Origin of the sequence: Advenella sp. EE-W14, assembly GCF_012923605.1 — a bacterium.
Classification (GTDB): domain Bacteria; phylum Pseudomonadota; class Gammaproteobacteria; order Burkholderiales; family Burkholderiaceae_B; genus Advenella; species Advenella alkanexedens.
In genome coordinates this window covers 24,529-49,984 of the sequence record NZ_JAAVNG010000010.1, presented here as the reverse complement: position 1 = coordinate 49,984, position 25,456 = coordinate 24,529, and the positions used below count along the sequence as shown (strand labels likewise).

Here is a 25,456-nt window from a genome sequence, read left to right as displayed (position 1 = left end):
CCTGACGGGCATTCTATTGAGTGTGGTTTTATTTTGCGAGACGATTTTTTTGCTCGTTGATTTTGGTCAACAGTTCGCTAAAGTTGGCCAGCCTTTCTTTTTCCTGCTCAATGACAGCAGCAGGGGCGCGGGCCACGAATTTCTCATTCCCCAATTTGCCATTGGCTTTTGCGATTTCGTTTTCCAGACGTTTGGCCTCTTTGTCCAGACGCGCCAGCTCCGCTTCAACATCAATCTCAACGTTGAGCATCAGGTGAGTGTCTTCAAGAATTTGTACTGGTGCTCCCAAATCGGGCAGTTCATTAACGATATCAACCTGGCTTAATTTGCCCAGTGCCTGCAAATAAGGAGCATTGCGGGCAAGTAAAGAGGCATTTCCCTGGGCGTACAGGGGTACTTTCTGTGCAGGAGACAGGTTCATTTCACCACGCAGGGCACGAACGGCTTCTACCTGTGCCTTTAATTGCTTCAATGAGGCTTCGGCTTGCTCGTGAATCTGTTGGGAGTCTGGAAGGGGATAAGGTTGTATGCTGATGGAAGTGGTTTCATTCGCCTTGCGTTTACCAGCGATCAGGGCCACTTTTTGCCACAACTCCTCGGTAATGAACGGAATAATGGGATGGGCCAGACGCAAGATGGTTTCCAGAACGTTGATCAGGGTTTGACGGGTACCGCATTGTTGGGCGGGTGTGCCTTGCTGGATTTGGACCTTGGCCAGTTCCACATACCAGTCGCAGTATTCATCCCAGACAAAGTGGTAAATGGCGTTGGCGATGTTGTCGAAGCGGAAATCCTTGAAGCCTTTCTCTGCTTCGGCCAGTGTTCTTTGCAACTGGGAAAGAATCCAGTGATCGGCAAAAGAGAGTTCAACGCCGTCCTTGCCAGACAGATCATGACCTTCCACGTTCATGAGTACAAAACGGGAGGCATTCCATAGCTTGTTGCAGAAATTGCGATAACCTCCACAGCGCTTGAGATCAAAGTTCATGTTGCGGCCAAGCGTGGCGTAAGCGGCCATGGTAAAGCGCAGGGCATCGGCGCCGTATGCCTCAATGCCGTCAGGAAATTCCTTGCGGGTTTCTTTTTCGATTTTCGCGGCTTGTTTGGGGTTCATCAGGCCACTGGTGCGCTTGGCTACCAGGGGTTCAAGCTCAATGCCGTCAATCAGGTCAACCGGATCAAGTGTATTGCCTTTGGATTTGCTCATTTTCTGGCCGTTGGCATCAAGGATAAGGCCGTGTACATAAACAAACTTGAACGGAATCTGGCCGGTCAGGTGCATGCTCATCATGATCATGCGGGCAACCCAGAAGAAAATAATGTCAAAACCTGTTACCAGTACGCTGGAGGGCAGGTAGCGCTTGTAGTCGGGAGTTTCTTCGGGCCAGCCCATGGTGGTAAAGGGAACCAGTGCAGAAGAAAACCAGGTATCCAGGACGTCTTCATCACGGCGCAAGGGGCCGTTGACACCGGCTGCGCGAGCCTTCTGAATCGCTTCCTCTTCATTGCGGGCAACAAAAATCTGCCCGTCTTCGCTGTACCAGGCGGGAATTTGGTGGCCCCACCATAGTTGACGGGAAATGCACCAATCCTGAATGTTTTCCAGCCACTGGTAATAGGTATTGGTCCAGTTTTCGGGGTAAAACTTGATTTCACCCGAACGCACAACGTCCAGGGCGGTTTCGGTAATGCTTTTGCCGGGGTTGTAAGTGCCTTCAGGCGCAGGCTTGCTCATGGCCACAAACCATTGGTCGGTCAGCATGGGTTCGATAACGGTTTTGGTGCGGTCGCCACGAGGCACCATTAAGGTATGGGGCTTGACGCTTTCCAGTAAATCCAGGGCCTGAAGGTCAGCCACGATTTTTTCGCGGGCTTCGAAGCGATCCATGCCACGGTAGGCTTCGGGCGCATCATCAACAATTTTGGCATCAAGCGTAAGAATACTGGAAAAAGACAGGCCGTGGCGTTGCCCGACCGCATAGTCATTGAAGTCGTGGGCAGGGGTTACTTTAACCACGCCGGTGCCAAATTCCCGGTCTACATAGTCATCGGCAATAATGGGGATTTCACGATTGACCAGTGGCAGGATAACGGTTTGGCCAATCAGGTGCGCGTAGCGTTCGTCTTCGGGGTGTACCATTACCGCAACGTCACCCAGCATGGTTTCGGGACGGGTGGTGGCCACGGTTAAATGGGTAAGTTCACCGGACGGTTTGCTGAGCGGGTAGCGAATATGCCACAGACTTCCTTGTTCTTCGCAGCTTTCAACTTCAAGGTCGGAAACTGCCGTGCCCAGAACCGGATCCCAGTTGACCAGACGTTTGCCACGATAAATAAGGCCCTGTTCATGCAGGCGTACAAAGGTTTCAATCACACCTTTGGACATTTGTTCGTCCATGGTGAAATATTCGCGTGGCCAATCGGCCGAGGCACCCAGGCGGCGAACCTGGCTGGTAATGGTATTGCCTGAAAGCTCTTTCCATTCCCAGACCTTTTCAAGAAATTTTTCACGACCAAGGTCGTGACGGGAAATCTTTTGTGCATCCAGCTGGCGCTCAACCACGATTTGCGTGGCAATACCGGCATGGTCGGTGCCCGGTACAAAAACGGTATCATTGCCCAGCATGCGATGGTAGCGAACCAAGCCGTCCATGATGGTTTGGTTGAAAGCGTGGCCCATATGCAGGGTGCCGGTCACGTTTGGTGGCGGGAATTGAATGGTAAATGGCTGACCACATTCTTCCGAGGCGGTTGTTGTATATTGTCCTGCAGCGAAAATGCCTTGTTTGTTCCACTCTTCATACCAGCGGGCCTCCAGCTCTTTGGGCTCGAAGCTTTTGGAGAGCTCTTTGGTGTCAATAATGTTAGATTCTTGGTTCATTCTGATTCTGATTCCGACGGTTTGGTTGTTTTGTTCGCGAAAACCCTTATTTTAAGGTGTAGAAGGTACTTTTTGCATGTTAAAATGCCAAGTTGAGTAAAACTTACTTGAAGTTATTGTTTTTATTGAAATTTTGGAGTATTAAATGGCTGTAGAACGCACATTGTCTATTATCAAACCCGATGCGGTTGCAAAAAACGTGATTGGCGAGATCATTACCCGCTTTGAAAAAGCAGGTTTGAAAGTTGTTGAGGCACGTATGCAACAATTGACCCGTGAAGAAGCCGAAGGTTTTTACGCTGTTCACAAAGAGCGTCCTTTCTTCAATGATCTGGTTGGCTTCATGATTTCCGGTCCTGTATTTATTCAGGTCCTGGAAGGCGAAAACGCCATCCAGAAAAACCGTGACCTGATGGGTGCTACCGATCCTAAAAAAGCAGAGCCAGGTACCATTCGTGCCGACTTTGCCGACAGTATCGATGCAAACGCGGTTCATGGTTCAGACGCGCCTGAAACAGCAGCTGTTGAAATTGCCTATTTCTTTGGCAAGTAATCGGTAATTTTAAGATATAGAGTTTTGATATTGAATAAGGCTTACTCCATGACCGACCACATTAATCTCCTGGGCGTCCCGACCGATGCCCTCATTGACCTGGTGGGTCAGTGGGGGAGTAAGCCCTTTCGTGCAAAGCAGCTTCAGCGCTGGGTTCACCAGCGTGGAGTCAGCGAGTTCGGGCAAATGAGTGATCTTGCCAAAGATTTCCGTTCCCGGCTTGCCGGCTCCTGTTGCGTTCAGGCACCACCGGTCATTACGCAAAAAATATCCTCTGATGGCACCCGTAAATGGTTGTTCGATGTGGGTAATAATAATGCTATTGAAACGGTATTTATTCCTGAGGATGATCGTGGTACCTTGTGCATTTCAAGTCAGGCTGGTTGTACGGTTGCCTGCCGGTTTTGTTCCACCGGGCATCAGGGTTTTAACCGCAACTTAAGCACGGCAGAAATTATTGGCCAGTTATGGCACGCCCGCCGCGTTATCCAGCAAGACCTGCAGTCTGCCCGTATCGGTAATGCAGAAGCCCCTGAAGAAATTTCACGAGTCATCAGCAATGTTGTCATGATGGGCATGGGAGAACCTTTGCTTAATTATGATCAGGTCGTTCCGGCCCTTCAGATTATGCTTGACGACAATGCTTATGGTTTGTCACGCCGTCGTGTCACCGTATCAACATCCGGTGTGGTTCCCATGATGGATCGCTTGTCCCAGGACTGTCCTGTGGCACTGGCGGTTTCGCTTCATGCTCCCAATGATGCCTTGCGTGACCAATTGGTACCATTAAACAAAAAATACCCGTTGGCCGAATTGATTGCTTCATGCAACCGTTATCTGGAATTTGCCCCTCGTGATTTCATCACTTTTGAGTATGTCATGCTTGATGGTGTCAATGACACTGATGAGCATGCGCGCCAGTTGATTGAAATCACCAGGCAGGTTCGTTGCAAATTGAATCTCATCCCTTTTAATCCGTTTCCTGAATCGGGGCTGAAGCGCTCAAAATCTGCCCGGGTGCGTATATTCGCCAGTATCTTGATGGATGCCGGGGTCATTACAACCGTGCGTAAGACCAGGGGTGATGATATTGATGCTGCCTGTGGTCAGCTGGCTGGCGATGTCAAGGATAAAACCAAAATCAGCGCGCTTATGCAGGCCAGAAAATCCATTCCCATTATCGAGGTGCAGTAGTGACTCAATTGAATTCAGGTGCGAGTGATGTGTCCGGTTCAGATTCCCTGGAAGATAAAAACCTGGGTTTGTTGTTAAAAGGACGGAGAGAAAGAAAAGGGCTGTCAGTCAACGATGTTTCGAATCAGATTAAATTTTCATCGGCTCAAATCATTTCGCTAGAGGCGCAGAACTGGTCTGCGTTGCCGCAAGGTTTTGTGTTAAAAGGTTTGGTGCGCAAATATGCTCGTTTTCTTGGGGAAGATGAGCAACAAATGCTTGATCTTCTGGCAAGGCAAAGTGGTGCCAATGTCAATAAGCAGGAAGTGACAAGCCTACAGTCAACGACCGATTTCAGCACCCATGAAGGGTATGAGTCAAGGCGTTCGGGTACGGGAACATGGATCTTTATCATCTTCCTGATCCTGGTTGTTATCGCTGTTTATGGATATAGCCGTGAATGGTTTACGCTTGAAGAAATCGGTTTGGAAAATCTCAGGAATTTATTTAGTTAATCATGTCCATTTGCCAAAATCCATTTCCTGTCGGACCCGCTGTCCGTCATCAGACCCGTCTGGTTAATGTTGCCTGGGGTTCTACGGTTGTGCCCATTGGCTCCAGTGCGCCTATTGTTGTTCAGTCAATGACCAATACCGACACGGCCGATCACATTGCCACAGCTATTCAGGTTAAAGAACTCGCCTTGGCGGGTTCCGAGATGGTGCGTATTACCGTCAACACCCCCGAGGCAGCACAGGCCGTGCCAGCCATTCGTGAACAACTTGATAAAATGGGTGTGCTGGTGCCGTTGGTGGGGGATTTTCATTACAACGGCCATAAATTGTTAACCCAATATCCCGAGTGTGCACAGGCGCTGTCCAAGTATCGCATCAACCCCGGTAATATGGGGGGCGGCAAAAAACGCGATGATAATTTTGCCCAAATGATCGAAGTTGCCTGTAAATATGAAAAACCGGTTCGTATCGGCGTGAACTGGGGTAGCCTCGATCACGAATTAATGGCCCGCATGATGGATGAGAACAATGCCAAGCCCGAGCCATGGGATGCGCAATCCCTCATGCGTGAGGCATTGGTTGTTTCGGCCATCAGTAATGCACAGCGGGCCGAGCAGCTGGGCATGCCTGGAGATGCGATTATCCTTTCCTGCAAGGTCAGTCATGTTCAGGATCTGATTTCCGTTTACCGGAATCTGGCCGGGCGTTGCAATTACCCCTTGCACCTGGGTCTTACGGAAGCCGGTATGGGCAGCAAAGGTATTGTGGCCTCAACAGCAGCTTTGGCCGTGCTCATGCAGGAAGGAATTGGCGATACCATTCGTATTTCGCTAACACCAGAACCGGGCGGTGATCGTTGTAAAGAGGTGGTTGTGGCCCAGGAAATACTGCAAAGTCTGGGGTTGCGGGCTTTTACGCCCATGGTGGTCGCATGTCCCGGTTGTGGCCGTACCAGCAGTACGGTATTCCAGGAACTGGCCGATAGCATCCAGTCTTATTTGCGTGATCAAATGCCGGTCTGGAAAACCAGGTATCCCGGAGTTGAGAATATGAACGTGGCCGTGATGGGGTGTGTGGTGAATGGCCCAGGTGAAAGTCGTCATGCTGATATTGGCATCAGTCTGCCCGGTACCGGTGAAGTGCCTTCCGCACCGGTTTTTATCGATGGAGAACGCACAGTAACCCTTAAGGGTGATAATATTGCAGCCGAGTTTCATGAAATTGTCCGTAACTATGTAGAACGTCGCTACGGTGTCCGTTCATAAAGCGTACAGTAAAAAAAATAAATTATCTGAATAAAGAGATCCGTTTGTATGACTAAAACATTCCAAAAAGTTTCTGCAATACGTGGAATGAATGATATTTTGCCGGCTGAAAGCTGGCTTTGGGAAAAACTGGAAGCAACCATTCGTGAATGGTTGGCTCAATATGGTTATAACAATATCCGTACCCCCATTCTTGAGCAAACGCGTTTGTTTGCCCGTGGAATTGGTGAAGTGACCGACATCGTTGAGAAGGAAATGTATACCTTCAGCATGTCAAAAGATAAAACCGATGTGGGTGAAATGCTGACGATGCGGCCCGAGTTTACGGCAGGTATCGTACGTGCGGTGATTGAACATAACTTGCTTTATGATGCGCCCCAACGCCTTTTTTCAATGGGTCCGGTTTTTCGTCATGAGCGTCCGCAAAAGGGTCGTTATCGCCAGTTTCACCAGGTTTCCGTAGAAGCTATGGGCTATGCAGGCCCCGATATTGATGCCGAGCAAATCATCATGTTGGCCCGTTTGTGGAAAATCCTTGGCCTGACCGATGTTCGTCTTGAATTGAACTCTTTGGGTCAGCCCGAAGAGCGTCAGGCGCACAGGGAGGCCTTGGTTGCTCACCTGGAAAAACATAAGGAATTGCTGGATGAGGACGGTTTGCGTCGCATGTACAGCAATCCTTTACGTGTACTCGATACCAAGAATCCAGTCATGCAGGACATGGCCAATAATGCGCCCAAGCTGTTTGATTTTTTGAAAGAAGAGTCCTTGGCCCATTTCAATGAAATACGGGCCCGCCTTGATGAGGCAGGTATTGCTTACACTATTAATCCGCGTCTGGTGCGTGGTCTTGATTACTATAACCTGACGGTTTTTGAATGGGTCACCGATCGTCTGGGCGCCCAGGGGACCGTATGCGGTGGTGGTCGATATGACGGCCTGTTGTCCTTGCTCGGTGGCAAGCCTGCTCCTGCCATCGGTTTTGGCATTGGTATCGAGCGTTTGCTGGCACTGGTGATACAGGATAAAGAACTGGTTAAACCGGCTGAATGTGATGTATATTTCATTCACCAGGGACCAGAGGCTTCACGCCATGCCCAGGTGTTGGCCGAGCAATGCCGCGATGAGGGGATTCGTGTCATTGTGCATGCCGGTGCCGCCTCCTTCAAGGCACAGTTCAAACGCGCGGATAACAGTGGGGCACGGCTTGCTGCCATTCTGGGTGAAGATGAAGTGAAAAGCGGTACTATTGGCATTAAATCGTTGCGCGCTGCTGAAGGTGGTAATATTGCACCTCAGGTGACAGTACCTGTGGCAGCATTCATTAATGAATTAAAAAATAGGGTTTAAACAGAAGTATGGCTTTTGACTTAGAAGAACAGGAAAAAATTGATGCCCTGAGATCCTGGTGGGATCGTTGGGGTACGCCTATTATGTCGCTGGTTACAGTCATCATGCTGGCTTTTTTGGCCTGGTATGGCTGGCAATGGTACCAATCGAACCAGTCCAGGCAGGCCTTGGGATATTTTGAGGTTATACAAAGTGCATTGGTCAATGACGACAAGGCAGCGGCGACCCGGGTGCATGAGGCCAGTGCGATTTTACAGAAAGATTATGCCAAAACACCTTATGCAGGCAGGGCGGTGTTGCTGGCAGCCAGTTTTCTGGCAAATAACAAGCAGCCTGAAGCTGCCCAAGCCCAGCTTGAATGGCTGATTGGGCAGGCCGAAACCTTTCCGGATCTGGTTCCGGTTGCCCGTTTAAGAATGGCATCCCTGTTGGCAGATCAGGAAAAGTACGATGCTGCCTTATTGCAGTTGGCCAATCCGCCAGAGGCTTTCAAGGCCGTATTCCTGGATCGTACCGGTGATGTTCTGGTGGCGCAGGGGAAAACAAAAGAGGCTGTACAACAATGGAAAGCCGCGCTTGAGCAGCCAGATCTGGCCGCCGAATTTGTTCGTGCAGTTGAATTAAAATTAAGTGTGCTGGGTGGGGAATAATTTATGAAAAAAACGTGTCATCGTATTTTGTCAGGTTCTATGCTTGCGCTTGCCGTCGCTGCAACAGGGGGGTGCTCCCTCTTTAGCAACGAGTCGCGTTTTGAGCCGGTAGCGCTTACGGAATATCAACAACAAGTTACTGGCTTTACCGTTTGGTCGGCCAATGTCGGCTCAGGCAGTGGTTATGGTTTTGCGCCTGCCTTGGTGGGGAATTCGGTTTATGCGGCCACTCCGGATGGCTCTGTTGTCAAGGCAAACCTCTCCAATGGGTCAATCCAGTGGAGAACAAAACTGGACGAGGAGTTGGCTGCCGGTGTGGGTAGCGATGGCAATATTGCAGTTGTGACCACCACAAAAGGAAAAGTCATTGCCCTGGATGCATCGGGTAAAGAACTCTGGACAGCCAATGCCTCTACCATTGCCTCAACTCCTCCAGCTATTGGGGGTGGTTTGGTGATTGTGCGTGCCGATGACTATCGCGTGCAGGCCTTCAATGCGCAAAATGGCGAGCTGCAATGGAGCTATCTCAGAACGAATCCGGAAATGGCGCTCAAGGCAAACTCACGTATGCTGATTGATGGCAATCAGGTGCTGGTGGGTGTTCCAACCGGAAGACTGGTCTCTTTGGATTTGCAAACCGGTACACCTCGTTGGGATATTCTGGCGGCGACTATACAGGGGCCAACCGATCTTGACAGTGTGACTGATGTGGTGGGACAACCTTTGCTGTCGGGTAATGGTTTGTGTATTGCCACATACCAGGGGCGTGTGGGATGCTATGCCATTTCTGCCAATGGTGCACAGCCAGTCTGGAACCAACCGTTTTCAAGTGCTGTGGGTGTAGGCGCTGCCGGTAATTCTTTGTATGCAGCCAGTGTGCATGGTGAAGTGCGTGCCTATAATATTACGAATGGTCAGGAGTTATGGACAGATCAAACATTAACCAATCGCGGTTTGACCAATCCTGTCGTTTATGGCAACGTGGTTGCCACGGGTGATTACGAAGGCTATGTACACTTCTATTCGGCCGCCGATGGTACCCTTCTTGGGCGTGTTTCCGCAGGTAGCGGGCAGTCCATCGTTTCTCCCGTGACGGCAACCAATATCGGCATTTTGGTGCAAAATGGTTCCGGTAATTTAGTCATGCTTGGTGTTAAGTGAACAGAATTCAGTTTAAACCCGTTGTTGCCCTGGTGGGGCGACCTAATGTTGGCAAATCAACGCTTTTCAATCGCTTGACCCGTTCAAGGGCTGCGTTGGTTGCCGATTATTCCGGCCTTACCCGTGATCGTCATTATGGTGAAGGTCGTGTGGGTGATTATCCTTTTCTTGTCATTGATACCGGGGGTTTTGAGCCGGTGGCCAAGACTGGTATTCTGAAGGAAATGGCACGTCAAACCGAGCAGGCAATTGCCGAATCCGACGTGGTTATTTTTCTGGTGGATGCCCGTGCCGGTGTCAATGCGCATGATCATGAAATAGCGCGCATGTTGCGTCGTGCCGGTCCCAAGGTAGTGCTTGCGGTGAATAAAGCCGAGGGTATGAACAGTGGACAAGCCAGTGCCGAGTTCCACGAGCTTGGCCTGGGGACTCCTCATCCCATTTCATCGGCACACGGTGACGGTGTTGTTGCCCTGATCGAAGAGGCGCTGTCCCAGCTTGATAATCCTTATATTCAGGCCGTTCCTGCAGAGGATGATGTCGAGGTTCCCGAGCCTGAACTGGGGCAGGATGAGTCTGCTACCGAGGAAGAGGAAGTCTTTACCGATCATCGGATCAAGCTTGCCATTGTCGGTCGCCCCAATGTAGGTAAATCCACCCTCATCAATACATTGATGGGTGAAGAACGGGTCATCGCTTTCGATATGCCGGGTACTACACGGGATGCCATTGAGATTGATTTTGAGCGTAATGGCAAAAAATATACCTTGATTGATACGGCTGGTTTGCGTAAGCGTGGCAAAGTATTTGAGTCGGTTGAAAAATTTTCCGTCATTAAAACATTGCAGGCTATTGAAGCCAGTAACGTCGTTCTGTTAATGCTTGATGCCCAGACTGAAATTTCCGAACAGGATGCCCATATTGCCGGTTTCATTCTCGAATCGGGTCGTGCGCTGGTGGTGGCCATCAACAAGTGGGATGGTCTTGATGCCGACAAGCGTGAATGGATACAGCGGGAGTTTGAGCGCAAATTGCGGTTCTTGTCGTTTGCCAAAATGCATACGATTTCTGCTCTTAAAGGGCAGGGTGTCAATGCGGTCCTTAAATCGGTCAACGAGGCCCATGCGGCCGCTTTCATCAAGCTGTCAACACCCAAACTGACCCGGGAACTGCATGCGGCAGTAGAGCAACAGCAGCCCCCTCGCAAAGGGATTTTCAGGCCTAAAATGCGTTATGCGCATCAGGGTGGACAAAACCCGCCGCTTATCATTGTTCATGGTAATGCTCTTGATGCCGTGCCCGATTCATACAAGCGCTATCTGGAATCCAGAATGCGCAAGGCTTTCAATTTGTCGGGAACACCTTTGCGAATAGAATTCAAGTCTTCTAAAAACCCATATAAACAGGCGGAGTAAAGCGTGAGTAAATTCTGGAGTGATTTCGTTCAGGAACTGAAGCCTTATGTTCCGGGAGAGCAGCCTAAAGACGGTGAGTACATCAAGCTCAATACCAATGAATCACCGTTCGATCCCTCTCCGGTAGTTATTGACGCGATTCGGCAGGAAGTCGAGGAAAATCTGCGTTTGTATCCAGATCCCGAATCAGATAGATTGCGTGAGGTAATCGGTCGTTACTACGATATTCCTGCTGACTTTGTCTTTCCGGGTAATGGTTCAGATGAAGTGCTGGCACATTTGTTTCATGCCTTGTTCAAACACAAGGGCAAGAAAATCCTGTTCCCGGATATAACCTACAGTTTTTATCGGGTGTATGCCAAATTGTATGACCTCGATTTTGAAGCTGTTGCATTAAACAGTCAATTTGAAATTGATATTAATGACTATATCAATGCTTCTTCCGAAGAAGTTTGCGGTATTATTTTTCCCAATCCGAATGCACCTACGGGGATTGCAGTCAGCCTGGAACAAATAGAGCAGTTATTGCAGGCGCAACCTGATATTGTGGTGGCCATTGATGAAGCTTATGTTGATTTCGGTGCGGATTCAGCCGTTAGCTTATTGGAAAAATACGATAACCTGATTGTGTTGCAAACTTTGTCAAAATCACGTTCATTGGCAGGTTTGCGGGTCGGGTTTGCCATGGCGCAGCCCCATTTGTTGCAGGCATTGGTCAGGGTTAAGAACAGTTTTAACTCTTACCCGCTGGACAGACTGGCCCAAGTAGGGGCGATTGCCGCCTTTGAGGACGATGCTTATTTTGAGCAAACCCGGCAAGAGATCATCACCTCACGTGAATTTGTCAGTCAGGAACTTGCCGGTTTGGGATTTGTGGTTTTGCCTTCAAAGACCAATTTTGTGTTTGTTTCGCATCCCCGGATTGATGCTGCGGTATTAAGTGCCCAGTTGCGCCAGCATCTTGTTTTGGTTCGTCATTTTGACCAGAGTCGTATTTCCCAGTACCTGAGAATTACCATAGGAACCCGAAAACAATGTGAAGTATTAATAAAAACATTGTCTGAAATATTAACTTCAACTAATATTGGTTCTGAATAAAAAAATTACCGAAAATATGGGAATTTACTTATTAGGTGGTAAGTTGTTTAAAATGTCGGTAAAGTACTATTTTTATAAAATTCACCTATTAATAACATTAAAATGGAGCCTCGCCAATGAGCACTAAAGGGCAATCACTACAAGATCCTTTCTTGAATGCACTGCGTAAAGAGCATGTACCCGTATCAATTTATCTGGTCAACGGGATCAAATTACAAGGACAAATCGAATCTTTCGACCAATATGTGGTTTTACTAAGAAACACCGTTACCCAAATGGTTTACAAACACGCGATTTCCACTGTTGTTCCAGCTCGTGCTGTCAGTTTTCAGGTTGATGTTCCTGCTGAATAAGAATAAAAATCTTTTCGCGGAAACATGGCCCGCCAGGTTAGCCTGTGCGGGCATTTTCCTTTTTAGGGGTGTATGCGCGCATTAATTATCAGTGTAAATTTCGGTAAACCCGATTATCAGGCACATGCCGAAGAGTTTGAAATGCTGGCTAAAGGTGCAGGGGCAGAAGTTGTTGCCACTGTTGTCGCCAAACGTGACAAACCCGATGCGGCTTATTTTATTGGTTCAGGAAAACTGGAAGAGGCTGTTCAGCTGGCCCAGTCTTCTGATGTGGATATCATTTTGTTCGATCAGGCGCTTAGCCCGGCCCAGCAGCGAAATCTCGAGCGGGCATTTAATTTAAGAGTCGTTGATCGGGTGGCACTTATTCTTGATATATTTGCCCTGCGTGCCAAAAGCCATGAAGGTAAACTTCAGGTGGAGCTGGCGCAATTACAACATCTCATGACCCGGCTCACACGGATGTGGACCCACCTGGAACGTCAGCGGGGGGGTATAGGCATGCGTGGTCCGGGTGAGGCCCAGCTTGAAATGGACAAGCGGATGATTGGGGACAAGGTCAAGGTACTGCGGGAGCGGCTAAGCAAGGTCGAGCGGCAACGCACCACGCAGCGTCGTTCAAGGGCCAGGGGGGGGACCATGTCAGTTTCCCTGGTGGGGTATACCAACGCGGGCAAGTCAACGTTGTTCAATGCCCTGACCCGTGCTGGTGCCTATGCGGCAGACCAATTGTTTGCCACCCTTGATACAACGACAAGAAGGATATGGATTGAAGGCGCCGGTCAGGTGGTTGTTTCGGATACGGTAGGTTTCATTCGTGATCTGCCCACCACCCTGATTGCCGCTTTCAAGGCAACCCTTGAAGAAACGGTTCAGGCTGATTTGCTATTGCATGTTATTGATGCCTCCAGTCCGCAACGTGAAGAGCAGATTCTGGAAGTGAATAAAGTGCTTGAAGAGATCGGTGCTAAAGACATACCATGTATTCTTGTTTACAATAAGATCGATGCTGTGGGCTATGAACCAAAAATTGAACGAAACGAAGAGGGCAGAATAGTCCGCGTTTTTGTCAGTGCATTAGATCGAACCGGCTTGGACGGATTGCGCGGGGCAATCGCTGAAGCCAAAGAAATAATAGGAAATAATGTTGCGAGTCTCAAAAATATTTAACTTGAACGATCCGGGTTGGGGTCGTGGTAATCAAAATGGTTCAGGCCAGAATGAACCGCCAAAACGTCCCACCAATCAGGGTGACGGACCACCTGATCTTGATCAGGTATGGGCGGATTTCAATAATCGGATCAAGAGCGTGTTTGGTAATAAAAAAGGCGGTGGTGGAGGCTTTGGCAAGCCCCCTCGTGCCGGTGGCTTCAATCCTTCTCCCAAAGCGGCCAAATTTGGTATTGTTTTTATTGTCATTGTTGCCTTGTTGCTTTGGCTGGCCAGCGGTTTTTATATCGTTCGGGAAGGTCAGGTAGGGGTGGTCACGCAATTTGGAAAATACCTTAAAACGGTTCAGCCTGGCTTCCAATGGCATATTCCCCGGCCTGTGCAAAACGTTGAATTGGTTGATATCGCGAGTGTCCGTTCTTTCTCGGTGGGTTATCGCGACAATTCACGCAATAAGGTTTTGCCCGAGGCCTTGATGCTGACTGAAGACGAAAATATCGTTGATGTGCAGTTTGATGTCCAGTATCGTCTCAAGGCGGAAATGCCACTTGAGACCGGTGAATACAGCCCTGCTGCTGACTATATTTTCCGTCTGGTTTCTCCGGATGAATCGGTGCGTCAGGCGGCAGAAACGGCCATGCGTGAAGTGGTTGGCAAGCAGTCAATGAATAAAATCCTGTATGAAAGCCGTACAGCAGCCGCCATGGATGTCATGAGGTTAATGCAGCAAATTCTTGATCGTTACCAGTCTGGCATAGAGGTCACCACGGTGGCGATTCAAAACGTGCAGCCTCCCGAGCAGGTTCAGGCCGCATTCGAGGATGCCATCAAGGCAGGGCAGGATAACGAACGGCAGAAAAACGAAGGTAACGCCTATGCCAGCAAGGTTATACCCGAGGCACGTGGTCAGGCCTCACGTATGCTGCAAGATGCGGAAGGTTACCGTGCAACAGTGGTTGGTCAGGCCCAGGGTCAGGCAGCCCGTTTTGAAAGCATAGAAAAGGAATACGCGAAAGCACCGGAAATTACACGTGAACGCATGTATATTTCCACCTTGGAAGATGTCTTTAAAAATGCCTCCAAAGTGATGGTAGACACTGAGGGCGGCAATAATATGATGTATCTGCCTATCGACAAATTGATTGAGCAAACATCCAGTGCAACATCGGCGCCAGCTGCAACATCGGTGCCATCCAGTGCTGTTACTTCCTCCAGCAATCCCGCGTCAGTCTCTGGCAATGATGTCAGTGCAGCATCACGGAATCGTTTATCCCGTGATAACTTCGATCGTCGCTAGGAGGTAGGTAAAATGAATCGTAATACTGTCGTAGGTATCGTGCTTTTTGTGGCGGCTCTTTTGTTGTCGTCATCCATTTTTATTGTTTCCGAGCGAAACTATGCACTGGTGTTCAAGTTGGGTGAATGGCAACGCACCATCCAGGAACCCGGTCTTTATTTCAAGCTTCCAACACCACTGGAAAATGTGGTTTATCTTGATAAAAGGATCCAGACTATCGAGTCCGGAGATACCGAAAGAATTCAGACTTCGGAAAAGAAAAACCTGATCATCGATTCTTATATCAAGTGGCGTATTTCAAATCCGTTGCAGTTCTATGTGTCTTTTGGTGACAGCACTTATGCGGCCCAGAATCGTCTGGGCGCGCAAATTCGCGATGCCCTGAACGCATCAGTCAACACCCGTACGGTTCGCGCTGTTATATCTCAGGAGCGTGATGTGGTAATGGCCGAGATCCTGAATAATGTGGAAGAGCGTGCCAAGCCTTTGGGGATTCAGGTGGTTGATGTTCGCCTGAAACGTATTGAGTTTTCGCAGGAGGTGTCTGACTCCGTGTATTCAAGGATGCAGGCAGAGCGCAAGCAAGAGGCAAACAGCTTGCGGGCCAATGGTGCTGCGGAAAGCGAGAGAATTCGTGCCGAGGCTGATCGTAAGGTTCAGGAAGAGCTTGCACAGGCTAATGCCAAGGCCCAGGCCATTCGTGGTGAGGGGGATGCCGAGGCAGCCAGAATTTACGCTGATGCTTATGGAAAGAATTCTGATTTCTACAGTTTTTTCAATAGCATGAATGCCTATAAATCCATTTTCGGCTCCAAAAAGGATTTATTGGTTGTTGATCCAAACTCTGATTTCTTCCGTTTCTTCAAGCAAGCAGATGGAAATGTGTCGACCAGCACACAATAAATTGAAAAACGGGTTTATTTGCTGAACTTATGCTTAATTAGTTGTACAATGCCGTGTAAGTTCAGAAACTATTCCTAAATGCGGCTCGCATTGCTTACGCAATGAGCCGCATTTTTATTTGATAAATTGCCATGACAACAAGTAACTGGTTATTGCCCGAACACTTGTCGGATATTCTCCCGGCAGAGGCGCGGCGTATTGAAGAGCTGCGACGTAAATTACTAGATCTTTACCGTACCTACGGTTTTGAAATGGTTGCGCCGCCGTTAATTGAATATACCGATTCACTCTTGGCTGCAAAGGGTCTTGATTTGCAATTGCGTACCTGTAAATTGGTAGACCAGCTGTCTGGCCGCACCATGGGTTTGCGGGCAGACATGACGCCGCAGGTAACCCGCATTGATGCGCATTTACTGAATCGTGAGGGTGTTACACGCCTTTGTTATTGCGGCAGCGTCATTCATGCGCGCCCATCCGGTTTGCTGTCTGATCGCGAACTGCTGCAAATTGGGGCGGAAATTTATGGTCACGCCGGCTTCGAGGCGGATTTGCAAATTATTCAGTTGGCCCTTGAAAGCCTTGAAATGGCTGGTGTCAAAAAGCCGCGCATAGATCTGAATCATCCCAATGTTTCCCGTGTTCTGGTGGATTCCGTGCCATCACTTGCCGAGCGTGCCAGCGAGATCTTCTCTTTGCTTAACGACAAGGATGTACCAAGCCTGAAAGAACTGCTTGATGGATGTCAGGATGTACCACAAGATATTGCCAATGCGCTGATCTTGTTGCCAAGCCTGTATGGCTCCATCAATGTGCTCGATGAGGCCCAGGAAAGGTTGCCTGATTTGCCGGGTATTCGTCAGGCTTTAGAGTCTTTGCGTGAGCTGGTCGGTGCTCTGGATAATGCTTGTGTGGGTATTGATTTGGCTGATGTTCGTGGTTACGATTATCACTCGGGCGTCAGTTTTGCTATTTTTGCACCAGGCTGGCATGATGCCATCGTGCGCGGTGGTCGTTATGATAACGTAGGTAAGGTTTTTGGCAGGGCGCGTCCTGCAACCGGCTTCAGTCTCGACTTGCGCAAGGTTTCAGCGGGTCTTTCACCTGCGCAGCCTTCAAGGGCCATCAAGGCACCGTGGGGGCTCGATGTGAATCTGGTTGATCGGATTCGTGAATTGCGCAATCAGGGGCATGTGGTAGTACAGATTTTTCCAAATAGCACGCAAAGTATTGATGAATTCATTTTTGAAAGTGAGTTGGTCTATAGTGAGGGCGACTGGGTACTGGAAAGTATTCAGTAAAATCAGGTCTTGACCGGGGCATTTTTGCCGGCAAGTGACGAACGATGTATTTTTATTTATATGATTTAATATGAGCAAGAACGTAGTTGTTATCGGTACCCAATGGGGTGATGAAGGCAAGGGAAAAATTGTTGACTGGCTGGCCGAATCTGCGCAAGGCGTTGTGCGTTTCCAGGGTGGTCACAATGCAGGTCATACCTTGTGGATTAATGGTAAAAAAACTGTTTTGCGTCTGATTCCATCCGGCATTATGCATCCCAGCGTTACGTGTTATATCGGTAATGGTGTCGTGCTGTCTCCCGAGGCTTTGCTAAAAGAAATCGAAGAGTTGGAAAGCGCAGGTCTGGATGTTCGTTCACGCCTGAAAATTTCAGAAGCATGTCCCCTGATCCTGCCTTATCACGTTGCTGTTGATCAGGCACGTGAAGCGAAAAAAGGCGAGAACAAGATTGGCACAACCGGCCGTGGTATCGGTCCTGCGTATGAGGACAAAGTTGCCCGTCGTGCATTGCGTGTACAGGATCTTTATAATCCTGCCCTGTTCGATGCAAAATTGCACGAGGTGCTTGAATATCATAACTTCATTCTGACCCAGCATCTGGGTGCGGAGCCGATCTCTTTTGATGAGGTCAAGGCACAGGCCATGGCCCTGGCTCCCATTATCGAGCCAATGGTTGCGGATGTTTCTGCTTTGCTGTATCAGGCTCAAAAAGAAGGCCAAAGGCTGCTGTTTGAAGGTGCTCAAGGTGCCTTGCTGGATATTGATCATGGTACTTATCCTTTTGTTACCAGCAGCAACTGTCTGGCTGGTGCAGCCTCAGCGGGGGCGGGTGTGGGTCCGCAACGCCTGAATTATGTTCTGGGTATTACCAAAGCATACACAACCCGTGTGGGTTCAGGTCCTTTCCCAACCGAACTTAATAATGAGATAGGTGCCCACATTGCCAAAGTCGGTAACGAATTTGGTGCGGTAACCGGTCGTCCACGCCGTTGTGGCTGGTTTGACGGGGCAGCCCTCAAGCGTTCGGTTATTGTTAACGGTATATCCGGTTTATGCGTTACCAAACTTGATGTTCTTGATGGTATCGAAAGCATTGGTTTGTGTGTGGGCTATCATATTGATGGCCAAAGAGTGGATCTCCTTCCTTACGGAGCGCATAAAGTTGCCAAGGCTGAGCCTGTCATTGAAATGATGCCGGGCTGGAATGACTCAACAGTTGGTGTCAAAGAGTACGGGCAGTTGCCTGAAAATGCCCGTCGTTTCCTTGATCGTGTTGCTGAGATTTGCGAAGTGCCTATTGATATGATTTCAACCGGTCCCGATCGTATGGAAACCATTCTTCGTCGTCACCCATTCCAGGACTAACCAATACAGGTGAATATATGTCATTGCCAGCAAGTACAGATAGCGATTTATGGGTCAGTTGGGATGAGTATCATCACCTGGTTGAAAGGCTGGGTCTGATTGTATACAAATCAGGCTGGAAATTTGATAGTATTGTTTGTCTTGCTCGCGGTGGTGTACGCGTGGGTGATGTGCTTTCCCGTGTGTTTGATGTTCCTTTGGGTATTTTGGCCACCAGCAGTTACCGCGAGGCTGCTGGTACGGTTCAGGGGCAGCTGGATATCGCCCAATTTATCACCATCACGAAAGGCACCCTTGAGGGGCGTGTTTTGCTGGTGGATGATATGGTGGACACGGGGCTTACTTTTAGCAAGGTGCAAGAGCATTTGCTAAAGCAGTTTCCCAGCATTATCGAATTGCGTTCGGCGGTTTTGTGGTGGAAAGGTCACGCTAAGGTTGAACCCGACTACTATGTTGATAAATTGCCTACAAACCCCTGGATTCACCAGCCTTTCGAGGATTATGACAGTTTAAGGCCACACCAATTGGAAGCTTGGGTTAGAAAAGGTGTGGAAAATAACTAATTTATGTTATAATCCTGGATTACTTCAGTTTTTAGTTGGTCTAGCCGGAAAACGGCAAGGCTAATGAAACGCAAGGTTTTAGTTGGGAATAGATAAGATCATAACCATGGCGTGAAGTTGATACAGCGAAATCCCAAACTTGGCATAGCTGGTCAACAAGCGTTATGTGATTTTATTTATTTACCGGGCTAATTTTTATTTACCATTAACTGAGCTTAATTGCTTTCATATACATGCCACAAGTAAGATTAAAAGAGAATGAGCCATTCGAGGCTGCATTGCGTCGCTTCAAGCGCACTATTGAAAAAACCGGTTTATTGACAGAATTGCGTTCACGCGAATTCTACGAGAAACCAACAGCAGAGCGCAAGCGTAAACACGCCGCTGCTGTTAAGCGTCACTACAAACGCATTCGTAGTCAGCAACTGCCTCCACGCTTATATTGATTCCTGAAAGTTTTATTCAGGATTTGCTGGCCCGTGTCGATATCGTCGATGTGGTTGGCAAGTATGTTCAGTTAAGAAAGGGCGGGGCCAATTTACTTGGTCTGTGCCCCTTTCATAACGAAAAATCTCCTTCATTTACGGTCAGTCCCACCAAGCAGTTTTATCATTGTTTTGGTTGCGGGGCTCATGGTACCGCCATTTCTTTCCTTATTGAACATACCGGCGCCAGCTTTCCGGAAGCGGTCCGATCCCTTGCAGGTTCGGTGGGCCTTGTTGTGCCCGAAGAACAGCGTACGGCTTTCCAGCAAAAGCAAGTCAAACAAAAACAGACAGAAACCATGCTGCATCAGCAAGTGCTGGAGAAGGCGCATGGCTTTTACTTGTCTCAGCTAAAAAGCAGCCCCCAGGCTATTGCCTATTTAAAACAACGTGGTCTAAGCGGTCAAACGGCCAAGCGTTTCGGCTTGGGATGGTCCGGTACTAACCGGCAGGGGCTTAAAGCGGTTTTTGCCAATTACGAAGCGCCGATTTTGCTTGAGTCCGGTCTCGTTATTGAGTCAGAAGACGGACGTCGTTACGATCGCTTTCGTGAGCGGATCATGTTTCCTATTTTCAATGCAAAAGGGAAATTGATTGGCTTTGGTGGGCGTATCATTGGCAAGGGTGAGCCCAAATACCTTAATTCACCTGAAACGCCTGTTTTTTCCAAGGGCCAGGAATTATACGGCTTGTGGGAAAACCGTCAGGGAATCCGTGCGGAAGGATTTGTTCTGGTGGTTGAGGGTTACATGGATGTGGTTGGCCTGTCAGAGCAGGGTATGCATAATGCGGTGGCTACCCTGGGTACGGCAACTACGCCTCAGCATATTCAGAAGCTGATTCGGGCAAGTGATCGGATTGTTTTCAGCTTTGATGGTGATAATGCGGGCAAGAAGGCAGCCTGGCGAGCACTGCAAACCTGTCTGCCGTTGTTGCGCGATGACGTTTCCATCCGGTTTTTGTTTTTGCCGGCTGAGCATGATCCTGATTCTTATATTCGAGAATTTGGTGCTGATGTTTTCCGGGAAAAAGTGCAGGAATCCATGGCCTTGTCTTCATTTATGTTGCAAACACTGGCAGAGCGCCATCCCTTAAATGAGGCAGAGGGCAGGGCGGCATGTTTGCATGAGGCAAGGCCTTTGATGGTGCAAATCCCCGAGTCTGGTATTAAAACCCAGATAGGGCATGATTTCGCCAGGCTTGTTTCGCTCACTTCCGAAGAGTTGCTTAAAGATCTTGCGCTTTACCAGGCAGAAGTGGCAGCGCGTACTTCATTGGTGATGCAGCCTCAGGCTGCTGTGCATAATCCTGTCATGCCTTCTGGTTCAGTCCTGCCTTCGTTTGATCCCTTTGTTTTTGATGGGTTCCATACTGATGATGCGGTGCCATTTGAAGACTTTTCTCTGGCGCAGCCTAAGAAAACAAAGCCTTTTGCCAGTAATGCCAAAAATAATTCTGGCAAGCAGGTAACGCCTTTGGCTAAAAGATTGTTGCGATTATTGGCCATGCATCCTGCGTTGGTGGATCAAATTGCAGATCAGCAACTTGAAGTTTTAAGTCATAGCCCCCATCTAGGACTGGTACGTGAGTTTATTTCATTGGCTATTTCAAGTGGTGCAAGGCATATGGGAGCGTTGTTGCAGGCTGCTGACGAAGGCTCAGACCTGCATGCCTTTTTGTCTTCCATTTCAGTGGAAATCATGGATATGGAAGAGTTGCCGCATCCGGTTGATGAGTGGAATGACGCTTTACAGCGCATTGAAATGGAGGCCTTACGCAATGAACAGGCTAAGCTGGTTCGGGAAGGATTGAATTCCGAATTGGCACGCCAACGTTACAAGGCATTGAATAAACGTATTTTATTATTGGGTCGTGTGGTAAAACGATAAATGATGTACAATATACGGTTGTTCATGCTTTTTCGCCAATTCTAATTTATAGCTTTTTTTATAAAAAATTCATAAGTTAGTGTTGTTTTGTGGTTGTTTTGTCACTTTCGGAATCTAAAATGATCAAAGACAGTAGTAAGCCAACTTCTACCAAGACAGCAGTAAAAAAAACAGCAACAAAAACGGTAAGCAAGAGTTCAACCAAGGCAAAGCTTGACACAAAAAGCATAATCAAACCAGAATCTTCAGCATCCAAGTCCGTGAAGCAGGCAAATGTCCCATCAGAACAGCGGCTTCAGGATGATGCATCCCTATCTTCAAAAGTAGTTAATAAGGCAGCAAGTAATACGGTGGCTAAATCAATTAAAGACACAACGACAAAGACTCGTGTTTCCAGTAAAAATCTTGACACAGATGATTCGCTGAATGATTTTGATGACGATTTTCTGGATGATGACGAACTCTCAGGTAAAAGAACCAAGGCATCGGCTTCAAGTGGCCGTAAGCCTGGGCGCCCATCAAAACCCAAAAATGACGAGGATGATTTTCTTGATACGGGTGATGAAGAAGCGGAAGATGTTCCTGAGCTTAAGCCTGTAAAACGTGGAAAACGTGGTAAAGACGCCAAAGACGTTGTTACGGGTGGAGCGCGTGGGCCTTTTTCTGCAGAAGAACTTGAGGCTCGCCGTAACCGACTCAAGCAACTTATCAAGCTGGGTAAGGATCGCGGCTACCTGACCTACAGTGAAATCAATGACCAATTACCCGATGATCTGGTCGATGCCGAAGCAATCGACGGCATTATCAGCACCTTCGGTGATATGGGTATTTCTGTCTATGACCAGGCGCCAGATGCCGAGGCGTTGCTCTTGAACGACAACGCGACCATGGCCTCAGCAGATGATGATGTTGAAGATGAGGCGGAAGCGGCATTAACTACGGTTGACTCCGACTTTGGTCGTACGACTGATCCTGTTCGTATGTATATGCGGGAAATGGGAACGGTAGAGCTGCTGACCAGAGAAGGTGAGATTGAAATCGCCAAGCGAATTGAAGATGGCCTTAAGCATATGGTCATGGCAATTGCCGCTTGTCCCACAACGATCAAGGAAATCCTGAATCATATCCAGCGCGTCCGTGATGGCCAGGCTCAAATTGATGAGGTCGTTGATGGCTTGCTGTCTGAGGATGGTGAAGAGTACGCAGGCTCAGGGGTGGTCGAGGAAAACGAGGAAGACGTGCCAGCGGGTGGTATGAGCAGCAGGCAGATTGAGACTTTGCGTGATGAGGCGTTGGCCAAATTCGACATCGTTGAACACTGGTTTGGCAAAATGAAAACCATCTACGAAGAGGGAGGTTACAAATCGCCCGCGTATATGGAAGCCAAGCAGGCTATCCTTGATGAGCTGATCGGGGTGCGCTTTACCGCTAAAATGGTAGAACGTTTGGCTGACTCCCTGCGCACGCAGGTTGAAGAGGTTCGCGCCCTTGAACGCACCATTTTGCACACTTGTATTGATCGTGTAGGTATGCCACGTGCTTATTTTATCAAGGTGTTTCCGGGTAATGAAACCAATCTTGATTGGGTTCACCAGGAAGTGGCAAAAAAACCTGCTTATGCAGCTACGCTAGAGCGGTCAATTCCTGATATCCACGAGATCCAGCAAAAACTTATCGACCTTGAAACGGCCGTTATCCTGCCAATCAAGGATCTGAAAGAAGTTAACAAGCGCATGGTTACAGGTGAAGCCAAGGCCAAGAAAGCCAAGCGTGAAATGATCGAGGCCAACTTGCGTCTGGTGATTTCAATTGCCAAGAAATATACCAACCGCGGCCTGCAATTCCTGGATCTTATCCAGGAGGGCAATATTGGTCTTATGAAAGCCGTTGATAAATTCGAGTATCGCCGTGGCTATAAGTTTTCTACCTATGCTACATGGTGGATTCGCCAGGCAATTACCCGTTCTATCGCAGACCAGGCCCGTACGATCCGTATCCCGGTTCATATGATTGAAACCATCAATAAAATGAATCGTATCAATCGTCAGATTTTGCAAGAGACTGGTGTAGAACCCGATCCGGCAACCTTGGCCCAGAAAATGGATATGCCAGAGGATAAAATTCGCAAGATCCTTAAAATTGCCAAAGAGCCCATTTCCATGGAAACGCCTATTGGTGATGATGATGATTCTCACCTGGGTGATTTCATTGAGGACGGTGCAACCTTGGCTCCTTCCGATTCAGCGTTATATGGTTCAATGCGCGATGCCTTTAAGGAAGTTCTTGATTCGTTGACACCACGCGAAGCAAAAGTGTTAAGGATGCGTTTTGGTATTGGAATCAGTTCAGATCAGACGCTTGAAGAGGTGGGTAAGCAATTTGACGTTACTCGTGAGCGTATTCGTCAGATTGAGGCAAAAGCCTTAAGGAAGTTGCGTCACCCAAGTCGGGCTGATAAACTTAAAAGCTTCCTTGAAAATCAGTAATAAGTGTGGTTTAATACTGATTTTTCTGAATGTGATAAGTCATTCGGGGAAGTTGATGCAAAAGTAAGCTAAAAGGACTCATAATCCTTTGCTTGTCCCCCTGTAGCTCAGTTGGTTAGAGCAGAGGACTCATAATCCTTTGGTCACTGGTTCGAGTCCAGTCGGGGGGACCAATAAAACGCTTTGTATTCAATAAATTAGCCGCTTTTATAGCGGCTTTTTTATTGTCATCACTGATAAATAAGGCAGTTATATTGGACAGTGTCCAATATCCAGTGGTGTATACAGTACTGGATAAACGATAAATTTGACGTTCGCTTTTAGTTCAAAATCTGGTTTGTCAGGGCAAGATATTCCAAACAAAATAATGAAGTAATTTTGAGTTGGATTGGTTTTCTTGTGTCAATTTCACAACAAACCAATTAACTTACCATCCAGACACGACTGCATCGTGTTTTGTCTTGCATTCATAGAACCTGGTAACAGCATCCCCCAGAGCCAGTGCCACCGAATCATAAGCAGCATCAATTGGCGGCTTTGGCTCGATGCATTCAACGAGGTTGCCCGGTAGTGGTGGACGGGTAAAGTTCGAGGATGGAGCGCAACCGGCCATCAGTGCCGATGCAATCAAGAGGATTGGCACGCATTTCATTTTGATATGCTTCAGTAAAAGAGTTGAATTTAGCCTGAGTGGCTGCCATAGCGCCTTGTGCGGCTTGGCTGGCGGCAAGGAGATCATCGGCAGCCTGTTTGTATGCTCGCAGGTTGATAACTTCCTGCTCCTGTTTTGCGGCTGTTTTGCCCTGGCCATACTTATACTGCCCGTACCCCCAGCCGGTCACGATCAAAGTCAGTACACCGGCAGCCAGAACCAGATACTTATTCATTGCAAACATAACCAGTTCTCCGCGTCACGCCGCTTGATTAATCCGTTCCATTTTTTCCCACCAGCATAAACCCAGCGCTTTAATTCATTGCAGGCGCCTATACGGTCACCTGAATTGAGTTTTTTAAGCAGCGTGGATGATCTGAATGCACCGGCTCCTACGTTGTAAACAAAGCTTGCCAGTGCGGCCTTGGTCGGTTCTGATATCGATACCTTGACGGCAGAGTCAACGACACTAAATGAAGCCTGTAATTCTTTGCGCAATAAGGCATCGCATTCAGCGTCAGTCTTGTAGTCGCCCATTTTGACGCCATGCGTATAGCCGTCACAGATAGTCGGAATCCCGACTACATCACGGTATGCTTTATTGCTACGCCCCTCAAAATCACTGACCGCAACAGTGGCAATGGTTACCGCACCGGCACCGGCTGCTATTAATGCAATTAATCGTTTTTTGAGCATGGCTGTTCATTCCGTGTGAAAAATCGTTTAAAAATTGCCCAATATTTAGGCACCAGTAGTCCGGCCTGCATCAGGACATAAATAAGGGTGGCCAGTGCCACCCATTCGTTTAATGTCATTTTTGATGTCAGCGCCATAAGGCTTGCGATACTCATTTTTGTTGCTGCTACTTTTGTTTCTTGATCCATACGTTTCCTTTGGACGTAAAAAAACCGCCGATCTAATTAAAGATCAGGG

General features: G+C 48.3%; 23 protein-coding genes and 1 tRNA gene. 20 read left to right on the top strand and 4 right to left on the bottom strand.

What is annotated here, in order from left to right:
* Window positions 1-28: 28 nt before the first annotated feature.
* Window positions 29-2,881, bottom strand: coding sequence for a valine--tRNA ligase (locus HCX92_RS09730; RefSeq protein WP_169294771.1), 2,853 nt, complete (start codon window positions 2,879-2,881; stop codon window positions 29-31).
* A gap of 145 nt (window positions 2,882-3,026) precedes the next feature.
* Here HCX92_RS09730 and ndk point away from each other — a divergent pair, with 145 nt between their 5' ends.
* From ndk to HCX92_RS09630, 20 genes are all read left to right on the top strand, one after another.
* A complete protein-coding gene (ndk, locus tag HCX92_RS09725) occupies window positions 3,027-3,434 on the top strand; it encodes a nucleoside-diphosphate kinase (RefSeq protein WP_169294770.1) in 408 nt (135 codons plus the stop codon).
* A gap of 48 nt (window positions 3,435-3,482) precedes the next feature.
* Complete coding sequence (rlmN, locus tag HCX92_RS09720) at window positions 3,483-4,628, top strand: 23S rRNA (adenine(2503)-C(2))-methyltransferase RlmN (RefSeq protein WP_169294769.1); 1,146 nt, start codon at window positions 3,483-3,485, stop codon at window positions 4,626-4,628.
* Window positions 4,628-5,122: a helix-turn-helix domain-containing protein gene (locus HCX92_RS09715; RefSeq protein ID WP_169294768.1), complete on the top strand. Its 495-nt coding sequence runs from the start codon at window positions 4,628-4,630 to the stop codon at window positions 5,120-5,122. Before rlmN ends, HCX92_RS09715 begins: the two co-directional genes overlap by 1 nt.
* 2 nt (window positions 5,123-5,124) lie before the next feature.
* Window positions 5,125-6,387 carry a flavodoxin-dependent (E)-4-hydroxy-3-methylbut-2-enyl-diphosphate synthase gene (gene ispG, locus HCX92_RS09710; RefSeq protein WP_169294767.1) on the top strand — a complete coding sequence of 421 codons (1,263 nt, stop codon included), beginning with the start codon at window positions 5,125-5,127 and terminating at the stop codon, window positions 6,385-6,387.
* A 48-nt stretch (window positions 6,388-6,435) separates the two neighbouring features.
* Window positions 6,436-7,737 carry a histidine--tRNA ligase gene (hisS, locus tag HCX92_RS09705; protein ID WP_169294766.1) on the top strand — a complete coding sequence of 434 codons (1,302 nt, stop codon included), beginning with the start codon at window positions 6,436-6,438 and terminating at the stop codon, window positions 7,735-7,737.
* A gap of 8 nt (window positions 7,738-7,745) precedes the next feature.
* Window positions 7,746-8,387: a tetratricopeptide repeat protein gene (locus HCX92_RS09700; protein WP_169294765.1), complete on the top strand. Its 642-nt coding sequence runs from the start codon at window positions 7,746-7,748 to the stop codon at window positions 8,385-8,387.
* Between the two features lie 3 nt (window positions 8,388-8,390).
* The gene (bamB, locus tag HCX92_RS09695; RefSeq protein ID WP_169294764.1) at window positions 8,391-9,548 is read left to right on the top strand and encodes an outer membrane protein assembly factor BamB; all 1,158 of its coding nucleotides are present in this window, start codon (window positions 8,391-8,393) and stop codon (window positions 9,546-9,548) included.
* Between the two features lie 5 nt (window positions 9,549-9,553).
* Window positions 9,554-10,963 carry a ribosome biogenesis GTPase Der gene (der, locus tag HCX92_RS09690; protein ID WP_169294868.1) on the top strand — a complete coding sequence of 470 codons (1,410 nt, stop codon included), beginning with the start codon at window positions 9,554-9,556 and terminating at the stop codon, window positions 10,961-10,963.
* Between the two features lie 3 nt (window positions 10,964-10,966).
* A complete protein-coding gene (gene hisC, locus HCX92_RS09685) occupies window positions 10,967-12,061 on the top strand; it encodes a histidinol-phosphate transaminase (protein WP_169294763.1) in 1,095 nt (364 codons plus the stop codon).
* A 116-nt stretch (window positions 12,062-12,177) separates the two neighbouring features.
* Window positions 12,178-12,414, top strand: a complete 237-nt coding sequence (gene hfq / locus HCX92_RS09680) for an RNA chaperone Hfq (protein ID WP_169294762.1) — start codon at window positions 12,178-12,180, stop codon at window positions 12,412-12,414.
* Between the two features lie 72 nt (window positions 12,415-12,486).
* On the top strand, window positions 12,487-13,584 hold the full coding sequence (hflX, locus tag HCX92_RS09675) for a GTPase HflX (RefSeq protein ID WP_169294761.1): 1,098 nt from the start codon (window positions 12,487-12,489) through the stop codon (window positions 13,582-13,584).
* Window positions 13,559-14,881: an FtsH protease activity modulator HflK gene (gene hflK / locus HCX92_RS09670; protein WP_169294760.1), complete on the top strand. Its 1,323-nt coding sequence runs from the start codon at window positions 13,559-13,561 to the stop codon at window positions 14,879-14,881. The genes hflX and hflK overlap by 26 nt, the downstream gene beginning before the upstream one ends.
* A gap of 12 nt (window positions 14,882-14,893) precedes the next feature.
* The gene (hflC, locus tag HCX92_RS09665) at window positions 14,894-15,784 is read left to right on the top strand and encodes a protease modulator HflC (RefSeq protein WP_169294759.1); all 891 of its coding nucleotides are present in this window, start codon (window positions 14,894-14,896) and stop codon (window positions 15,782-15,784) included.
* A 131-nt stretch (window positions 15,785-15,915) separates the two neighbouring features.
* Entirely contained in the window at window positions 15,916-17,082 is a 1,167-nt protein-coding gene (locus tag HCX92_RS09660) for an ATP phosphoribosyltransferase regulatory subunit (RefSeq protein WP_169294758.1), read from the top strand.
* Between the two features lie 70 nt (window positions 17,083-17,152).
* Window positions 17,153-18,448, top strand: a complete 1,296-nt coding sequence (locus tag HCX92_RS09655; protein ID WP_169294757.1) for an adenylosuccinate synthase — start codon at window positions 17,153-17,155, stop codon at window positions 18,446-18,448.
* Window positions 18,449-18,465: 17 nt separating this feature from the next.
* Entirely contained in the window at window positions 18,466-19,011 is a 546-nt protein-coding gene (locus HCX92_RS09650; RefSeq protein ID WP_169294756.1) for a phosphoribosyltransferase, read from the top strand.
* Between the two features lie 233 nt (window positions 19,012-19,244).
* Window positions 19,245-19,457, top strand: coding sequence for a 30S ribosomal protein S21 (rpsU, locus tag HCX92_RS09645; RefSeq protein ID WP_169294755.1), 213 nt, complete (start codon window positions 19,245-19,247; stop codon window positions 19,455-19,457).
* Complete coding sequence (gene dnaG, locus HCX92_RS09640; protein WP_169294754.1) at window positions 19,454-21,385, top strand: DNA primase; 1,932 nt, start codon at window positions 19,454-19,456, stop codon at window positions 21,383-21,385. Before rpsU ends, dnaG begins: the two co-directional genes overlap by 4 nt.
* 119 nt (window positions 21,386-21,504) lie before the next feature.
* Entirely contained in the window at window positions 21,505-23,871 is a 2,367-nt protein-coding gene (gene rpoD / locus HCX92_RS09635) for an RNA polymerase sigma factor RpoD (RefSeq protein WP_169294753.1), read from the top strand.
* 96 nt (window positions 23,872-23,967) lie between these two features.
* Window positions 23,968-24,044, top strand: a tRNA-Ile gene (locus HCX92_RS09630).
* Between the two features lie 378 nt (window positions 24,045-24,422).
* Here HCX92_RS09630 and HCX92_RS09625 read toward each other — a convergent pair.
* From HCX92_RS09625 to HCX92_RS09615, 3 genes are read right to left on the bottom strand one after another with little or no spacing between them, the layout of a single operon-like run.
* On the bottom strand, window positions 24,423-24,767 hold the full coding sequence (locus HCX92_RS09625) for a hypothetical protein (protein WP_169294752.1): 345 nt from the start codon (window positions 24,765-24,767) through the stop codon (window positions 24,423-24,425).
* The gene (locus HCX92_RS09620; RefSeq protein ID WP_169294751.1) at window positions 24,755-25,219 is read right to left on the bottom strand and encodes a lysozyme; all 465 of its coding nucleotides are present in this window, start codon (window positions 25,217-25,219) and stop codon (window positions 24,755-24,757) included. The genes HCX92_RS09625 and HCX92_RS09620 overlap by 13 nt, the downstream gene beginning before the upstream one ends.
* Window positions 25,201-25,407 carry a hypothetical protein gene (locus HCX92_RS09615; RefSeq protein WP_169294750.1) on the bottom strand — a complete coding sequence of 69 codons (207 nt, stop codon included), beginning with the start codon at window positions 25,405-25,407 and terminating at the stop codon, window positions 25,201-25,203. Before HCX92_RS09615 ends, HCX92_RS09620 begins: the two co-directional genes overlap by 19 nt.
* Window positions 25,408-25,456: the final 49 nt, after the last annotated feature.

Bases quoted from the DNA above. Each gene is read 5' to 3' on its own strand.
- HCX92_RS09730 (WP_169294771.1), bottom strand. From the start codon at position 2,881: ATGAACCAAGAATCTAACATTATTGACACCAAAGAGCTCTCCAAAAGC.
- ndk (WP_169294770.1), top strand. From the start codon at position 3,027: ATGGCTGTAGAACGCACATTGTCTATTATCAAACCCGATGCGGTTGCA.
- rlmN (WP_169294769.1), top strand. From the start codon at position 3,483: ATGACCGACCACATTAATCTCCTGGGCGTCCCGACCGATGCCCTCATT.
- ispG (WP_169294767.1), top strand. From the start codon at position 5,125: ATGTCCATTTGCCAAAATCCATTTCCTGTCGGACCCGCTGTCCGTCAT.
- hisS (WP_169294766.1), top strand. From the start codon at position 6,436: ATGACTAAAACATTCCAAAAAGTTTCTGCAATACGTGGAATGAATGAT.
- HCX92_RS09700 (WP_169294765.1), top strand. From the start codon at position 7,746: ATGGCTTTTGACTTAGAAGAACAGGAAAAAATTGATGCCCTGAGATCC.
- bamB (WP_169294764.1), top strand. From the start codon at position 8,391: ATGAAAAAAACGTGTCATCGTATTTTGTCAGGTTCTATGCTTGCGCTT.
- hfq (WP_169294762.1), top strand. From the start codon at position 12,178: ATGAGCACTAAAGGGCAATCACTACAAGATCCTTTCTTGAATGCACTG.
- hflX (WP_169294761.1), top strand. From the start codon at position 12,487: ATGCGCGCATTAATTATCAGTGTAAATTTCGGTAAACCCGATTATCAG.
- hflK (WP_169294760.1), top strand. From the start codon at position 13,559: ATGTTGCGAGTCTCAAAAATATTTAACTTGAACGATCCGGGTTGGGGT.
- hflC (WP_169294759.1), top strand. From the start codon at position 14,894: ATGAATCGTAATACTGTCGTAGGTATCGTGCTTTTTGTGGCGGCTCTT.
- HCX92_RS09660 (WP_169294758.1), top strand. From the start codon at position 15,916: ATGACAACAAGTAACTGGTTATTGCCCGAACACTTGTCGGATATTCTC.
- HCX92_RS09655 (WP_169294757.1), top strand. From the start codon at position 17,153: ATGAGCAAGAACGTAGTTGTTATCGGTACCCAATGGGGTGATGAAGGC.
- HCX92_RS09650 (WP_169294756.1), top strand. From the start codon at position 18,466: ATGTCATTGCCAGCAAGTACAGATAGCGATTTATGGGTCAGTTGGGAT.
- rpsU (WP_169294755.1), top strand. From the start codon at position 19,245: ATGCCACAAGTAAGATTAAAAGAGAATGAGCCATTCGAGGCTGCATTG.
- rpoD (WP_169294753.1), top strand. From the start codon at position 21,505: ATGATCAAAGACAGTAGTAAGCCAACTTCTACCAAGACAGCAGTAAAA.
- HCX92_RS09625 (WP_169294752.1), bottom strand. From the start codon at position 24,767: ATGTTTGCAATGAATAAGTATCTGGTTCTGGCTGCCGGTGTACTGACT.
- HCX92_RS09620 (WP_169294751.1), bottom strand. From the start codon at position 25,219: ATGCTCAAAAAACGATTAATTGCATTAATAGCAGCCGGTGCCGGTGCG.
- HCX92_RS09615 (WP_169294750.1), bottom strand. From the start codon at position 25,407: ATGGATCAAGAAACAAAAGTAGCAGCAACAAAAATGAGTATCGCAAGC.